The sequence below is a fragment of the Pseudomonas beijingensis genome (genome assembly GCF_030687295.1).
GTDB lineage: Bacteria > Pseudomonadota > Gammaproteobacteria > Pseudomonadales > Pseudomonadaceae > Aquipseudomonas > Aquipseudomonas beijingensis.
In genome coordinates this window covers 6,219,777-6,235,315 of sequence record NZ_CP117425.1, presented here as the reverse complement: position 1 = coordinate 6,235,315, position 15,539 = coordinate 6,219,777, and the positions used below count along the sequence as shown (strand labels likewise).

Below are 15,539 nucleotides of genomic sequence, written 5' to 3'. Positions count from 1 at the left end.
GGATAAAGTTCAGACGACGTCGCGCTGGGTTTCGTTCAACAGCGCGATAGCGGCGGCTCCGACCTTGCGTACGGCCTCTTCGATCTGGGCCGTTGGCTTGGCAGCGTAGTTCATCCGCAGGCAGTTGCGGTACTTGCCCGATGCCGAAAAAATACTGCCGACGGCGACCTGCACGCCTTGCTCCAGCAGGACCCGATTGAGCTTCAGTGTGTCGAAGCCGTCGGGCAACTCGATCCACAGCATGAAACTGCCCCGTGGGCGACTGGCACGAGTGCCCGAGGGGAAGTAGCGGCTGACCCAGTCGATCATCACGTCGCGATTGCGCTGGTATTGCGTGCGCATCCGCCGCAAATGGGGTTCGAAATGCCCGCCCTTGAGAAATTCGGCAATGGCGATCTGCGGCTGTGGCGCGGTGGAGCCGGTGCTGATGTATTTCATGTGCAGCACCCGCTCCAGGTACCGGCCTGGCGCGACCCAACCAATGCGCAGGCCAGGCGCCAGGGTCTTGGAAAATGAACTGCAGAGCAGGACGCGGCCGTCTTCATCGAAGGACTTGATGGTGCGTGGGCGAGGGTATGTGTAGGCCAATTCTCCATACACATCATCTTCGATGATCGCCACGTCGAAGCGCTGTGCCAGGTTCAGCAGTGCGCGTTTATTGGCGTCGGGCATGATGTAGCCCAGCGGGTTGTTGCAGCTGGGGGTCAACTGTATGGCCTTGATCGGCCATTGTTCCAGGGCCAGTTCCAGTGCTTCCAGGCTGATGCCGGTGAGTGGGTCGGTGGGAATTTCCAAGGCCTTCATGCCCAGGCCCTTGAGGGTTTGCATGGCCCCGTGAAAGCTGGGTGAGTCCACCGCGACGATATCGCCTTGTTCGCAGGTGGCGCGGATGCTGACCGACAGAGCTTCGTGACAGCCGGTGGTGATGATCAGATCGTTGGGCCCCAGTTGGCAGCCAGAGTCCAGCGACAGCCGGGCGATCTGCTCGCGCAGTGCGAGGTTGCCGTAGATGTTGTCGTAATACAGGCCGGGCATGTCTTGCCGGCGGCTGATCTGCGCCAAGCTGCGCAGCAGCGGCTTCATGGTCGGTGAGTTGATGTCCGGCATGCCCCGTCCCAGCTGCACCACATCCGGGCGCGGTACGGCGCGTATCAGTTCCAGCACCTGGTCCCACTGGGAAATATCCACAGGGCGCTGGGCCGGCCGGCCTACCACCGGCAGGTCCGGCAATTCGCGGCCCACGGGTACGAAGTAGCCGGACTTGGGCCTAGGCATCGCCAGTCCACTGTCCTCCAGCACGCGATAGGCCTGCTGCACCGTACTCAAACTGACCCCATGTTCCGTGCTCAATGCCCGCACAGACGGCAGCCGGTCGCCGGGGCGGTAGAAGCCCTGTTCGATGCGGGTGCCGAGCAGTTCGGCGAGGTTCACGTAGAGGGTCATGGTGCGCTCCCGATGAGGTGGACAACTGCAACCGATACAGTTGAGGTGGAAAATGACGATTCAGTGCCGTAAATATCGAATCTGTATGCTTATAAAAGAAACTGGTTGAATCTGTATCGTTTTCGGTCGTCCGCGCATCATGAAACCTCTGGCTACCCAAGTAAACAGGAGCGATCAAAATGAACGGCTTGAGCGATGTGCGGCTGACGTTACACAGTCAGGAACTGGCGGCAGGGCAGGAGAAGGGGCTGCGCAGCGCGACATTGCGCAATGCGCCGTCCGGCCTGAGCCGCTGGGCCCTGTTCTGGCATCGTCTGCATACACGCAAGGCCTTGTTGGAACTTACACCCGAACAGTTGCGTGACGTCGGGCTGAGTCGGGAGCAGGCGCGGGAGGAGGGGCTCAAACCGTTCTGGCGGCTTTGAAGCGGTGTGGGTCCTGAGATTGCTATCGCGGGCAAGCCTTGCTCCCACAGATTTGCTTGCTCCCACAGATTTGAAATTGACCTGTGGGAGCTAGGCCTGCCCGCGATAGCGTCATCCGTAGTGCTGAAGTTCTTTAAACCAACTCTTTCAATCGATGCCACAACATCCCCAGCGCCAACAGCGGTGAGCGTAAATGCTTGCCACCCGGGAAGGTCATGTGCGGAACCTGGGCGAACAAGTCAAAACCGCTGCTCTGCTGCCCGCTGATGGCTTCGGCCAACAGTTTGCCGGCCAGGTGCGTGGCATTCACCCCGTGGCCGGAATAGGCTTGGGCGTAATACACATTGGGCTGGTCCTTGAGCCGGCCGATCTGCGGCAAACGGTTGGCGCCAATGCCAATCATCCCGCCCCATTGATAATCGATGTTCACCTCCGCCAATTGCGGGAACACCTTGAGCATCTTCGGACGCATATAGGCGCCAATGTCCTGCGGGTCGCGGCCGGAATAGTGACAGGCCCCGCCAAACAGCAAGCGGCGATCCGCCGAAAGCCGGTAGTAATCCAGTGCCACCCGTTGGTCGCAGACGGCCATGTTCTGCGGCAACAGCGCCTGTGCCTGGGCCTGGCTCAAGGGTTCGGTGGCGATGATGTAGCTGCCGGCCGGCAGGACTTTACCGCCGAGTTGCGGATTGAGTCCATTGAGGTAGGCGTTGCAGCCCAGCACCAGGGTCTTGGCGCGGACTGAGCCCTGATGGGTGTGCACTTTCACCTCGGTGCCGTAGTCGATGCGTGTGACCGCCGATTGTTCGAACAGCCGGACCCCCAGTTGCTGCGCGGCGGCGGCTTCGCCCAGGGCCAGGTTCAACGGATGCAAATGACCCGAACCCATGTCGATCAGTCCGCCGACGTAGCGATCCGAACCCACGACGCTGTGCATTTCGTCAGCTTGCAGCAGTCGGGTTGGGTGGCGATAACCCAGGCTGCGCAATTCTTCGGCGTCTTCGGCGAAGCCTTCCAGGTCGCTGGGTTTGTTGGCGAGGTCGCAGTAGCCCCAGGTGAGATCGCACGGGATCTGAAAACGCTCGACGCGCTGTCGGACGATTTCCACAGCCTCAAGACCCATGAGTTTCATCTGGCGCACGCCATCGGTGCCGATGATCGGCGCGAACTGGTCGAGGCCGTGACCGACGCCACGGATCAATTGCCCGCCGTTGCGCCCGCTGGCGCCCCAGCCGATCCGGTGCGCTTCCAGCAGCACCACGCTCATGCCGCGTTCGGCCAGTTCGATCGCCGTGTTCAACCCGGAGAACCCGCCGCCGACGACGCAGACATCCGCCCGCAACTCACCCTGCAGCAGCGGATGGTCCGGTTGCGGCAGGCTGCTGGCGGCGTAGTAGGAGGCGGCGTGCGCGTGGTTCGGGGCGGGTTGCTGAACACGGGCGTTCATGTGCGTAATCCTGATTATTGTGTTTGAGAAATTTTACGGAGCATAAGCCGGGGATTCCTTTCTGGGCAACACCGGTCGGTTGGCGCTGTCTGGCTCTCGGCCTTTAAGGCAGAATCCCGGTTTGTCCCTCTCGGTAACCGCCTCGATGAGCTGCAACAGTCAAAAAATCCGCACGCTACGCCAGCAGATTCCCACGTTCGAGTGCGTACCGGGCTGCCATGACTGCTGCGGTCCGGTCACCACCTCGCCCGAGGAAATGGCCCGCTTGCCCCGCAAGACCCGCGCCGAACAGGACGCGGCCTTGGAAGCCCTGGACTGCGTGCACCTGGGGCCCAACGGTTGCACGGTCTACGACGAGCGGCCGCTGATCTGCCGACTGTTTGGTACCACGGCGACCTTGCCCTGCCCCAATGGCCGGCGGCCGGTGGAGCTGATCCATCCGCGGGTCGAGAAACAGATTCATGAATACATGGCCAGCACCCGGCAGGTGTTGGTCTAGCAGGCAGCGATACCGAGTCGCGGCCTTCGCGAGCAAGCTTGCTCCCACAAATGGATCTTCATTGCTCACAAGAAGGTATTCACTGCCGCACGATGTGGGAGCGAGCTTGCTCGCGAAAGCGGCCGTCCAGATAACCATTGCCTTGAGCCAGACTCAATCCGGAATCGGCAGGTTCAAGCTCTCCTTCACTTCTTCCATCACGATGTAGCTCTTGGATTCGCGCACGTGGGGCAGTTTGAGCAGGATATCCCCCAGCAGCTTGCGGTACGACGCCATCTCGGAAATCCGCGCCTTCACCAGATAGTCGAAATCTCCTGACACCAAGTGACATTCCAGCACGTGAGGCAATTTCAGCACGGCGCGTCGGAACTCTTCGAAGGTGTCGCCGGACTTGTAGTCGAGACTGATCTCGACAAACACCAGCAGGCTGCCCTTCAAGTGCTGCGGATTGAGCCGGGCGTTGTAGCCCATGATGATGCCCTCGCGCTCCAGGCGCCGGACCCGCTCGGTACAGGGCGTGGTCGAAAGGCCGACCTTTTCCCCCCGCTCGGTGAAGGAGATCCGTCCGTCCGCCTGGAGAATCCGCAGGATGTTGCGGTCGATCTTGTCCAGCTCGCGTTTGGTCTGGGTGTTGGTACGCACAGGTGATGCGCCTCCATGAAAAGGGGTTTTGCCGAGAATTCTCGCCAAATATAGGTGTTTATATAGTGAAAAGCACTGGCTGATCTTTTTTACACTGCGCCCATCAAAGCTATGTACAACAAACGTCAGCGGATCATCCGCGATGAGGGCATCAACATGCGCGTTCTGGTCTTGGGTAGCGGCGTCATCGGTACCGTCAGTGCTTATTATCTGGCCCGTGCCGGGTTTGAAGTGGTGGTGGTCGACCGTCAGCCAGCGCCTGCCATGGAAACCAGTTTCGCCAACGCCGGCCAGGTGTCGCCGGGTTATGCCTCGCCGTGGGCCGCGCCGGGCGTGCCGCTCAAGGCCATCAAGTGGCTGCTGCAACGCCATGCGCCACTGGCGATCAAGGCCACTGCCGACATCGATCAATACCTGTGGATGGCCCAGATGCTGCGCAATTGCACCGCCAGCCGCTATGCCATCAACAAGGAGCGCATGGTGCGCCTGTCCGAGTACAGCCGTGACTGCCTCGACGAGCTGCGCGCCGAAACCGGCATTGCCTACGAAGGGCGTAGCCTCGGGACTACACAGCTGTTCCGCACCCAGGCCCAGCTCGATGGCGCGGCAAAAGACATCGCTGTATTGAAAGAGTCTGGCGTACCATTCGAAGTGCTCGACCGTGAAGGCATCGCCCGGGTCGAGCCGGCCCTGGCCAATGTCACCGACATCCTGGCTGGTGCCTTGCGCCTGCCTAATGACCAGACCGGCGACTGTCAGATGTTTACTACGCGCCTGGCGGAAATGGCGGTGAAGCTGGGTGTGCAATTCCGCTTCGGCCAGGACATCCAGCGTCTGGACTTTGCCGGTGACCGCATCAACGGTGTCTGGATCGACGGCAAGCTGGAAACCGCCGACCGCTACGTCCTGGCCCTGGGCAGCTACTCACCGCAACTGCTCAAGCCGTTGGGGATCCGCGCGCCGGTGTACCCGCTCAAGGGCTACTCCCTGACCGTGCCGATCACCAACCCGGCGATGGCCCCGACCTCGACCATTCTCGACGAAACCTACAAAGTGGCGATCACCCGGTTCGACAATCGCATTCGCGTGGGTGGCATGGCGGAAATCGCCGGTTTTGACCTGTCCCTCAACCCACGTCGGCGCGAAACCCTGGAGATGATCGTCAACGACCTTTATCCTCAGGGCGGCGATCTGGCCCAGGCCAGTTTCTGGACCGGCTTGCGCCCGACCACCCCCGACGGCACGCCCATCGTGGGTGCCACACCGTTCAAGAATCTGTTTCTGAATACCGGCCACGGCACCCTCGGATGGACCATGGCCTGTGGTTCCGGTCGCCTGTTGGCCGACCTGATGGCGAAGAAAAAGCCGCAGATCAGCGCCGAAGGCCTCGATATTTCCCGTTATGGCAGCAAACCCCAGGAGTCTGCAAAACATGTCAATCCAGCGCCAGCTCACCAATGACCGCATGAGCCAGGTTGTCGTGCACAACGGCACCGTTTACCTGGCGGGGCAGGTCGGCGACGACATGAACGCCGGTATTGAACAGCAGACTCGTGAATGCCTGGCCAATATCGAGCGTTTGCTGGATTTGTCCGGGACCGACAAGACGCGGCTGTTATCGGTGACGATCTACCTGAAGGACATCGAGGCCCACTTCCAAGGCATGAACGCCATCTGGGACAACTGGTTGCCCAAAGGCGTTGCCCCGGCCCGGGCCACGGTGGAGGCCAAGCTGTGTGAGCCAGAGATCCTGGTGGAGCTGTCCGTCGTGGCTGCGCTGCCTTAGTTCCGGCCTAAACGATCCCTCTTCCGGCGCTGTGGTTGGTTCACCCTGCCAGCCCGCGTCGGTTTTTTATTCATGACCGCCTAGAAGCCTGCCGCCATGCGTCCTGCCCGTGCCCTGATCGACCTCCAAGCCCTGCGTCACAACTACCAATTGGCCCGCGAAGTCACGGCGGCCAAGGCCCTTGCGGTAATCAAGGCCGACGCCTACGGACACGGTGCGGTGCGTTGCGCCGAGGCCCTGCAGGACACGGCGGACGGGTTCGCCGTGGCCTGTATCGAAGAAGCCTTGGAACTGCGGGCCGGCGGGATCCGTGGGCCGGTCCTGCTGTTGGAAGGTTTTTTTGAAGCCGATGAGCTGCCGTTGATCGTCGAGCACGATTTCTGGTGCGTGGTGCATTCGTTGTGGCAGCTCGAAGCGATTGAAAAAACCGCGCTGAGCCAGCCGATCACGGTCTGGCTCAAGCTCGATTCCGGCATGCACCGGGTCGGCCTGCATCCGGCGGATTACCAGGCGGCCTACCGTCGCCTGCTCGCCAGCGGCAACGTGGCAAAGATTGTCTTGATGAGCCACTTCGCCCGTGCCGATGAATTGCACGACCCCAGCAGCACCGAGCAACTGGCGATATTCGACAAGGCCCGCCAGGGCCTGGTGGCGCAGATCAGCCTGCGCAACTCACCGGCGGTGCTGGGCTGGCCGCAGATACCCAGCGACTGGGTGCGCCCGGGCATCATGCTCTACGGGGCCACGCCCTTTGACGAGCCCAATGCCGTCGCCTCGCGCCTGCAACCGGTGATGACCCTGGAGTCGAAAATCATCAGCGTGCGCGAATTGCCCGCCGGCGAACCGGTGGGCTATGGCGCCCGCTTCGTCACCACGCAACCGACTCGGGTTGGCGTGGTTGCCATGGGCTATGCCGACGGCTACCCACGCCAGGCGCCCACCGGGACCCCGGTGCTGGTGGATGGACAGCGCAGCCAGCTGGTCGGCCGGGTGTCGATGGACATGCTGGCTGTCGACTTGACCCATATCCCCCAGGCCGGGCTCGGCTCGGCCGTGGAGTTGTGGGGCAAAAACATCCTCGCCAGTGACGTCGCCAAGGCCGCTGACACGATTCCCTATCAGATTTTCTGCAACCTGCGGCGGGTGCCACGGCTCTATTCCGGGGCCTGACACAAAGCGTAACCTACCGAAAGTCGCTTCACCGCACAGGATTCGGGTCAAAGTGTTGTAAATACTGAACGCTGTCGCCATGATAACGGTCACTTTCCACACAACCTGATTCCCTGGAGGCTCCAGCATTGGACGTCGGTGAACGACTGCAATCCATTCGTAAACTCAAAGGCCTTTCCCAGCGTGAACTCGCCAAGCGCGCGGGCGTCACCAACAGCACTATTTCGATGATCGAGAAGAACAGCGTCAGCCCCTCGATCAGTTCGCTGCGTAAGGTCCTTGGCGGGATTCCCATGTCCATGGTCGAATTTTTCTCCGAAGAGATCCTTCAGGAAAAACCGACCCAGATCGTCTACAAAGCCAACGAACTGATCGACATCTCCGATGGCGCCGTGACCATGAAGCTGGTGGGCCGAGCACATCCGAGCCGGGCGATTGCCTTTCTCAACGAGATCTATCCGCCGGGTGCCGATACCGGTGAAGAGATGCTCACCCATGAGGGCGAGGAAACCGGGATCCTGGTGGAAGGGCGGCTGGAATTGGTGGTCGGTGTCGAAACCTTCGTGCTTGAAGCTGGCGACAGCTACTATTTCGAAAGCACCAAGCCCCACCGTTTCCGTAATCCGTTCGACGTGCCGGCGCGACTGATCAGCGCAGCCACACCGGCCAATTTCTAGACCAAGAGGCGCCAGGCCCGCGTGGCAAAGGCGCCCACTTGTTGGGCTGTCATGACAAACAAGACCCTTGCGACTTTGGGGTTGTTTCAGAGTGACAGGCTTACCGCTATACTTGCGCCCGCCTGCAAACCGTGGCCGCAGGCGTGACTAGCCACCATTGAGGGTGTACGCGTGAACCTAATTATGAAAATGCTGGCTGCACCAGCAACCGTATTGGCCCTATGGGCTGCGACCGCTCAAGCGGCGCCGAACGACGAAATCGCCAAGCGCCTTGAACCCGTCGGCCAGGTCTGCGTCCAGGGCAAGGAATGCAAGGGTATGGAAGTGGTGGCTTCGGCTGGCGGCGCTGGCGGTGCCAAGAAGCCGGCTGACGTGATTGCAAAACATTGCAATGCTTGCCACGGTACTGGCCTGCTGGGCGCGCCGAAAATCGGTGACAAGGCTGCCTGGAAAGAGCGCGCCGATCATCAGGGCGGTCTCGACGGCATCCTGGCCAAGGCCATCACCGGCGTTAACGCCATGCCGCCAAAAGGCACCTGCGCCGACTGCTCGGATGACGACCTCAAGGGCGCCATCAAAGAGATGTCTGGCCTGTAATACGCCGACATCCTTCACAAAAAAGCCGCTTACGAGCGGCTTTTTTGCGCCCGGGATTTTTCGGGGCTGTTCATCGCAACCAAGACCCGGCAAGCTCGGTCCAACCCACATTCATGGAATGTCCTGGAGGGTCCGATGGTGCAGTTGTGTTCAATCGAACAGGCGGTGGATGACGTGCTCGAGCGCCTGCCCGCGCATATTCACCTCGGCATGCCCCTGGGGCTGGGCAAGCCCAACCTGTTCGCCAACGCGCTGTACCGGCGCATCGCCCAACTGCCCGAGCGACAGCTGACGATCTACACCGCCCTGAGCCTGGGTCGGCCGAACCTGGGCGATGGTTTGCAGAAGCGCTTCCTCGAACCCTTTATCGAACGGATCTTCGGTGATTACCCGGAGCTGGATTACCTGGCCGACCTGCACCGGGACAGCCTGCCGGCCAACATACGGGTCGAGCAGTTTTTCATGCAGCCTGGCAGCCTGCTGCACAGCGCGTCGGCCCAGCAGGACTACGTCAGCAGCAACTACAGCCATGCGGCCCGGGACATCAACGCCGCCGGCTTGAACCTGGTGGCGCAACTGGTGGCGAGCGCCCCGGAACACCCGGATCGCCTGAGCCTGAGCTGCAACCCGGACATCACCCTCGACCTGCTGCCGATGATCGCCAAGCGCCGGGCGGCCGGGGAGACGATTCTCCTGGTCGGCCAGGTGCACAACGATTTGCCCTACATGCCGGGCGACGCGGAAGTCGGCATCGACGCTTTCGACCTGTTGATCGACGAGAAAGACAGCCACACATTGTTTTCCACGCCGAACATGCCGGTGGGCTTCCAGGACCATTTGATCGGCTTGCACGCCAGTACCTTGGTGCGCGACGGCGGGACGCTGCAGATCGGCATCGGCGCCATGGGCGATGCCTTGACGGCGGCGTTACTGGCGCGCCAAGCCGATAACGCCGGTTACCAGGCGCTGCTGGCGGACCTGAACCTTAGCCAGTGGGCGCAACTGATCGAGCGCGAGGGCGGGGTCGAGCCGTTTGCCAAAGGGCTGTACGGTTGCAGTGAAATGTTCGTCAACGGTTTGCTGGTGCTGGCCGAGGCCGGGATCATCCGGCGCAAGGTCTACCCCGACGAGCCGACCCAGGAACGGGCCAACGCCGGGACCCTCGACGAGGCGGCACAACCCGACGGTATCTGCATACACGGCGGATTCTTCCTCGGTCCGCGCAGTTTTTATGAGCGCCTGCGCGAGTTGCCGCAGAGCCGTCTGCTCGAATTCAACATGACGCGCATCAGCTACATCAACGAGCTGTACGGCCAAGAGCAGCTCAAGCGCCTGCAGCGCCTCGATGCCCGTTTCATCAACACGGTCTTCACCATGACCCTGATGGGGGCCGGGGTGGCCGATCAGTTGGCAGACGGGCGGGTGCTCAGCGGCGTGGGCGGGCAGTACAACTTCGTTGCCCAGGGCCATGCGCTGGAAGGCGGGCGTTCGATCCTGCTGCTGCGCAGTTGGCGCGAGGCCGGGGGCGAGATCAGCTCGAACATTGTCTGGGAGTACGGTCATTGCACGATTCCTCGGCACCTGCGCGACATCGTGGTGACCGAATACGGCATCGCCGACCTGCGCGGCAAGACCGACGCCGCGGTGATCGAAGCATTGCTGAACATCAGCGATTCACGCTTCCAGCCCGGGCTGATCGAGCAGGCGCAAAAAGCCGGTAAGTTGCCGAAGGATTTCCGCCTCGATCCGCGGTTCGCCGACAACACGTCGGAGCGGTTGCAGGCGATCCAGGCACGGCATCCGAATCTGTTTCCCGAATACCCGCTGGGGTGTGATTTCGACGCAATAGAGCGGGATCTGTTGCGAGCGCTGAACTGGCTCAAGAGCAAGTTCAAGCTCACCGAGATCCTGGAGCTGGGCAAGGCCGCGCTGGATGCGCCGGAGCCTTCGGCGTTTCCCGAGCATTTGGAGCGGATGCAGTTGGCGAGCCCCGAGGGACTGAAAGAAGAGCTGGCCCAGCGGTTGTTGCTCGCCGGTCTCAAGACCACTGCGCAACAACCAGCCTGAAACTCTGTGGGAGCGAGCTTGCTCGCGATAGCGGTGTATCTGTTACATAAAATGTGTCTGATAGGCCGCTATCGCGAGCAAGCTCGCTCCCACAGGAGGCACAGGGTTATTCGATGAAGGTGACAACGCCGTCCGCCAGCGACTTCACCCGAGCCAACGACTCGACGCGATAACCCTGGGCATCCAGTTCCGCGCGGCCGCCCTGGAACGACTTCTCGATCACGATCCCCAAGCCTGCCACGGTGGCGCCGGCCTGCTTGATGATGGAAATCAGCGCCTGGGAAGCTTTGCCGTTGGCCAAAAAGTCATCGATGATCAGCACCCGGTCACTGCTGGTCAGGTGACGTGGGCTGATGGCGACGGTGCTTTCGGTCTTCTTGGTGAACGAATACACGGTGGCCGACAGCAGGTTCTCCGTCAGGGTCAGGGACTGTTGCTTGCGGGCGAAGATCACCGGTACGCCAAGGTTCAGCCCGGTCATGATTGCCGGGGCAATGCCCGAGGCTTCGATGGTGACGATCTTGGTGATGCCCGAATCCTTGAACAGCGCGGCGAATTCGTCGCCGATCAGCTTCATCAATTGCGGGTCGATCTGGTGGTTCAGGAAAGCGTCGACTTTCAGGACCTGATCGGAAAGCACGATGCCTTGTTCACGAATTTTCTGGTGCAGGGCTTCCATGAAGCCTCCTCTGATGACGCGTCAGCGCCTGAAGTCGGTAAAAAGTAATCAATTCTAGCGCTTTAACATTGCGCGTATATCCGCCAGGGCACTGTTGCCACGAACGACTTTGACTTCCGTCGGCGTGTCGTCGTTGCCTTCCCAGGCCAGGTCGTCCGGCGGCAGCTCATCGAGAAAGCGGCTGGGGGCGCAGTCGATCACTTCGCCGTATTGCTTGCGCTTGGCGGCGAAGGTGAAGGCCAGCGTCTGGCGTGCCCGAGTAATACCGACGTAGGCCAGGCGCCGTTCTTCCTCGATGGTGTCGGCCTCGATGCTGGAGCGGTGCGGCAGGATTTCTTCTTCCATGCCCATGATGAACACGTAGGGAAACTCCAGGCCCTTGGAGGCGTGCAGCGTCATCATCTGCACGCCTTCGGCGCCTTCTTCCTCTTCCTGCTGGCGCTCGAGCATGTCCCGCAGCACGAGTTTGCCGATGGCGTCCTCCACCGTCATGTCGCCGTCTTCGTCTTTCTCCAAGGTGTTCTTCAATGCCTCGATCAGGAACCAGACGTTGCTCATGCGGTAGTCGGCCGCCTTGTCGCTGGAGCTGTTGGTGCGCAGCCAGTTCTCGTAGTCGATGTCCATCACCATGCTGCGCAGCGCTGAAATCGGATCTTCCCCGGCGCACTGTTCGCGGACCTTGTCCATAAAGCGCTTGAAGCGCGCCAGGCGATCGGTGAAGCGGCTGTCCAGATGTTCGCCCAGGCCGATTTCATCGGTGGCGGCGTACATCGAGATCTTGCGCTCGGTGGCGTAGTTGCCGAGTTTTTCCAGGGTGGTCGAACCGATTTCCCGGCGCGGCACGTTGATCACCCGCAGGAAGGCGTTGTCGTCGTCCGGGTTCACGATCAGGCGGAAGTAGGCCATCAGGTCCTTTACTTCCTGGCGTCCGAAAAAGCTGTTGCCCCCCGACAGGCGATAGGGAATCTGGTGATGCTGCAGTTTCAGCTCGATCAGCTTGGCCTGGTAGTTGCCGCGGTAGAGGATCGCAAAGTCGCTGTACGGCCGGTCGGTGCGCAGGTGCAGGCTGAGTATTTCCATGGCCACGCGCTCGGCCTCGGCGTCTTCGTTGCGGCAACGGATCACACGGATCTCGTCGCCGTGGCCCATCTCGCTCCACAGTTGTTTTTCGAACTCGTGGGGGTTGTTGGAAATCAGCACGTTGGCGCAGCGCAGGATGCGGCTGGTGGAACGGTAGTTCTGCTCCAGCATCACCACTTTGAGCGACGGGTAGTCGTCCTTGAGCAACATCAGGTTTTCCGGCCGCGCGCCGCGCCAGGCGTAGATCGACTGGTCGTCGTCGCCCACCACGGTGAACTGGTTGCGTTTGCCGATCAGCAGCTTCACCAGCAAGTACTGGCTGGCGTTGGTGTCCTGGTATTCGTCCACCAGCAGGTAGCGGACCTTGTTCTGCCATTTTTCGAGAATGTCGGCGTGGTCCTGGAACAGCTTGACCGGCAACAGGATCAGGTCGTCGAAGTCCACCGCATTGAACGCCTTGAGCGTGCGCTGATAGTGGGTGTAGACGATGGCGGCGGTCTGCTCCTTGGGGTTGCGGGCGTTTTCCAGGGCTTCGGGCGGCAGGATCAGGTCGTTTTTCCAGGCGCCGATCATGTTCTTGATCTCATCCACGCCGTCGTCGCCCGAGTATTCCTTCTGCATGATGTCGGTCATCAGGGCCTTGACGTCGGTCTCGTCGAAAATCGAGAAGCCCGGTTTGTAGCCCAGTCGCGCATGCTCCTTGCGGATGATGTTCAGGCCCAGGTTGTGGAAGGTACACACCGTCAGGCCGCGACCTTCGCCGGCGCGCAACAGGCCGCCGACCCGCTCTTTCATTTCCCGGGCGGCCTTGTTGGTGAAGGTCATGGCGACGATGTATTGGGCGCGGATGCCACAATTCTGGATCAGGTGCGCGATCTTGCGGGTGATTACGCTGGTCTTGCCGGAGCCTGCACCGGCGAGCACCAAAAGAGGGCCGCCGACATAGTTCACGGCTTCTTGCTGCCGGGGATTGAGTCGGGACATGACAGAGTCAGGGAGTCGTTTGCGAAATGGGCCGGCATTTTAACAGGCTCTGAGAATTGTGCTGCTCTGTCCGACTTGTGACGCACACAGGATTGTCATTTGCCGCTTCTGCCACTTTCACGCAGGATGTGGAACCAATTGGGTCCTGCGCGGCATTTGGAGCGGGAAAAACCACCGAAAGCGCGTGTTTGAGAACCGTTGGCATTGGTCATTGCCCATCGGCAGGTCATAATGCCCGGCGCCTACCACCTTGCAGAGTCTAGGGAGTCAGCTTGTCAACGCCTGTCGAACCCTTGCGTTTGCTGTTATTGGCCCAAGAGCCAGAGTGGTCAGCAATATTGCGCGAGTGCCTGGTGCCCATGGGGCCCTCGGTCGTGTTGATCAGCGCCCCGAGCTGGGAGTCAGTCAGCAGCCTGTTCGAAGACAATCGCAACGCGGTGTTGTTGACCGTAGCGGCGTTGCAACCAGCGCCGGGCCGTTGCAGCCTGCCGACCATCCTGTTGCTTGAGCACGAGCCGGCGGCTGCCCCCGACGGCGTCAGCGACTGGCTGGTACGCGACGTGCTCGACAGTGCGACCCTGCGTCGTTGCCTGCGCCATGTGCGCGAGCGCGGCGTGCTGGAAAACACCTTGCAGCGCCTCGCCGAACAGGACCCGTTGACGGGCATCGCCAATCGCCAGGGCTTTCAGACCTTGCTGGCGGCGCGCCTGGCGGAAAACGACGGCCGTGGCCTGGCGCTCGGTCACCTGGACCTGGACAACTTTCGCCACGCCAACGACGCCCTCGGCCACCAGGCCGGCGACCGCTTGATCTTGCAAGTGGTGTCGCGGCTCAAGGGTTCACTCGAGGCCGGCGATCAATTGGCGCGGCTGGGCAGCGATGAATTCGCCTTGCTGATCGACACCCGTCGCGCACCGCAGCGGGCCGAGTGGATGGCCGAGCGGATTACCGAAGCATTGGCCGAGCCTTATTGGGTGGACGGCGAAAGCCTGCTGATCGGCTGCAGCCTGGGGGTTGCCCATGCTCGCGCCCAGGCTGGCGCCGATCCGCTGATGTGGCATGCCCACATCGCCATGCAGCAGGCCAAGAGCACCCAGGGCTGCACCTTTCATATCTTCAACGAACGTATCAATCGCAATGCCCGCAGCCTTGCCGACCTGGAAAGCGAACTGCGCCGGGCACTGCGCCGCGACGAGCTGGAGCTGCATTACCAGCCGCGGCTGGACCTCGATGGCGGCCACATCGTCGGCCTTGAAGCCCTGGTGCGCTGGCGTCATGGTGAACGCGGCTTGCTGCCACCGAGTGAGTTCGTGCCGCTGGCTGAACAGAGCGGCCTGATCGTGCCGCTGGGCTACTGGGTGATTTCCCGGGCGCTGCGGGACATGCAGGCTCTGCGCGAACGGGGGCTGGCGCCGTTGCACATGGCGGTCAACCTGTCGTTCCGGCAGTTCCAGGACAGCCAGTTGTTGCCGACCTTGAGCCGGCTGATTGCCGAGCGAGGTGTCGAGGCGCAATGGCTGGAGTTCGAACTCACCGAAACTGCCGTCATGCGCCGCAGCGAATTGGTCAAGCAGACCATGGATGCCCTGGGCCGCCTGGGGGTGCGCTTCTCCCTGGACGACTTCGGCACCGGGTTCTCCTCATTCGTGCACCTCAATAGCCTGCCGATCGCCTTGCTCAAGATCGACAAGAGCTTCGTTGGCGGCATGGAGCAGCGCGAAGAGAACCGCAAACTGGTGCACGCCATGATCAACCTGGCCCACAACCTCAACCTGGAGGTGGTGGCCGAAGGTGTGGAAACCCAGGAACAACTGGACCTGCTACGCGGTTTTGGTTGCGACCAGGTGCAGGGTTTCCTGATCAGCAAGCCGTTGCCGCTGCCAGAGTTGGTTGAGTACCTGACATTTGACGGCAATCAGCAGCCCATACTGGAAATGAGCTGACCCAAAACCCTGTGGGAGCGAGCTTGCTCGCGATAGCGGTGTGTCAGTCAAAGTCGATGTGACAGGCCTATCGCCATCGCGAGCAAGCTCGCTCCCACAA

Annotated in this window: 14 protein-coding genes; 9 read left to right on the top strand and 5 right to left on the bottom strand. The window is 61.3% G+C overall.

The window, feature by feature from the left end; translation table 11 throughout:
- Positions 1–9: 9 nt before the first annotated feature.
- Positions 10–1,443 carry an aminotransferase-like domain-containing protein gene (locus tag PSH84_RS27835; RefSeq protein WP_122567554.1) on the bottom strand — a complete coding sequence of 478 codons (1,434 nt, stop codon included), beginning with the start codon at positions 1,441–1,443 and terminating at the stop codon, positions 10–12.
- Positions 1,444–1,622: 179 nt separating this feature from the next.
- Here PSH84_RS27835 and PSH84_RS27830 point away from each other — a divergent pair, with 179 nt between their 5' ends.
- Positions 1,623–1,868: a DUF1127 domain-containing protein gene (locus tag PSH84_RS27830; RefSeq protein WP_053126531.1), complete on the top strand. Its 246-nt coding sequence runs from the start codon at positions 1,623–1,625 to the stop codon at positions 1,866–1,868.
- A gap of 133 nt (positions 1,869–2,001) precedes the next feature.
- On the opposite strand, the gene PSH84_RS27825 is transcribed toward PSH84_RS27830, so the two are convergent.
- Complete coding sequence (locus PSH84_RS27825; protein ID WP_305468825.1) at positions 2,002–3,315, bottom strand: NAD(P)/FAD-dependent oxidoreductase; 1,314 nt, start codon at positions 3,313–3,315, stop codon at positions 2,002–2,004.
- A gap of 145 nt (positions 3,316–3,460) precedes the next feature.
- On the opposite strand from PSH84_RS27825, the gene PSH84_RS27820 reads away from it, so the two are divergent.
- A complete protein-coding gene (locus PSH84_RS27820; protein WP_122567552.1) occupies positions 3,461–3,814 on the top strand; it encodes a YkgJ family cysteine cluster protein in 354 nt (117 codons plus the stop codon).
- A gap of 153 nt (positions 3,815–3,967) precedes the next feature.
- Here the strand turns inward: PSH84_RS27820 and PSH84_RS27815 are convergent, their stop codons facing one another.
- Positions 3,968–4,456, bottom strand: coding sequence for an Lrp/AsnC ligand binding domain-containing protein (locus PSH84_RS27815; RefSeq protein ID WP_305482054.1), 489 nt, complete (start codon positions 4,454–4,456; stop codon positions 3,968–3,970).
- Between the two features lie 156 nt (positions 4,457–4,612).
- On the opposite strand from PSH84_RS27815, the gene dadA reads away from it, so the two are divergent.
- From dadA to PSH84_RS27785, 6 genes are all read left to right on the top strand, one after another.
- The gene (dadA, locus tag PSH84_RS27810) at positions 4,613–5,917 is read left to right on the top strand and encodes a D-amino acid dehydrogenase (protein WP_092204785.1); all 1,305 of its coding nucleotides are present in this window, start codon (positions 4,613–4,615) and stop codon (positions 5,915–5,917) included.
- The gene (locus PSH84_RS27805) at positions 5,889–6,242 is read left to right on the top strand and encodes a RidA family protein (RefSeq protein WP_305468824.1); all 354 of its coding nucleotides are present in this window, start codon (positions 5,889–5,891) and stop codon (positions 6,240–6,242) included. Before dadA ends, PSH84_RS27805 begins: the two co-directional genes overlap by 29 nt.
- 96 nt (positions 6,243–6,338) lie before the next feature.
- A complete protein-coding gene (alr, locus tag PSH84_RS27800) occupies positions 6,339–7,412 on the top strand; it encodes an alanine racemase (RefSeq protein ID WP_305468823.1) in 1,074 nt (357 codons plus the stop codon).
- 128 nt (positions 7,413–7,540) lie between these two features.
- Positions 7,541–8,089, top strand: coding sequence for a cupin domain-containing protein (locus PSH84_RS27795; RefSeq protein ID WP_003206841.1), 549 nt, complete (start codon positions 7,541–7,543; stop codon positions 8,087–8,089).
- A 183-nt stretch (positions 8,090–8,272) separates the two neighbouring features.
- Positions 8,273–8,686, top strand: coding sequence for a c-type cytochrome (locus tag PSH84_RS27790; protein WP_122567549.1), 414 nt, complete (start codon positions 8,273–8,275; stop codon positions 8,684–8,686).
- A 135-nt stretch (positions 8,687–8,821) separates the two neighbouring features.
- Positions 8,822–10,753 carry an acetyl-CoA hydrolase/transferase C-terminal domain-containing protein gene (locus PSH84_RS27785; RefSeq protein WP_305468822.1) on the top strand — a complete coding sequence of 644 codons (1,932 nt, stop codon included), beginning with the start codon at positions 8,822–8,824 and terminating at the stop codon, positions 10,751–10,753.
- A 106-nt stretch (positions 10,754–10,859) separates the two neighbouring features.
- Here the strand turns inward: PSH84_RS27785 and PSH84_RS27780 are convergent, their stop codons facing one another.
- On the bottom strand, positions 10,860–11,432 hold the full coding sequence (locus tag PSH84_RS27780) for a xanthine phosphoribosyltransferase (RefSeq protein WP_109752690.1): 573 nt from the start codon (positions 11,430–11,432) through the stop codon (positions 10,860–10,862).
- 54 nt (positions 11,433–11,486) lie between these two features.
- Complete coding sequence (gene rep / locus PSH84_RS27775; protein ID WP_122567546.1) at positions 11,487–13,496, bottom strand: DNA helicase Rep; 2,010 nt, start codon at positions 13,494–13,496, stop codon at positions 11,487–11,489.
- 272 nt (positions 13,497–13,768) lie between these two features.
- On the opposite strand from rep, the gene PSH84_RS27770 reads away from it, so the two are divergent.
- Positions 13,769–15,439 carry a putative bifunctional diguanylate cyclase/phosphodiesterase gene (locus PSH84_RS27770; RefSeq protein WP_122567545.1) on the top strand — a complete coding sequence of 557 codons (1,671 nt, stop codon included), beginning with the start codon at positions 13,769–13,771 and terminating at the stop codon, positions 15,437–15,439.
- The last annotated feature ends 100 nt before the right edge of the window (positions 15,440–15,539 follow it).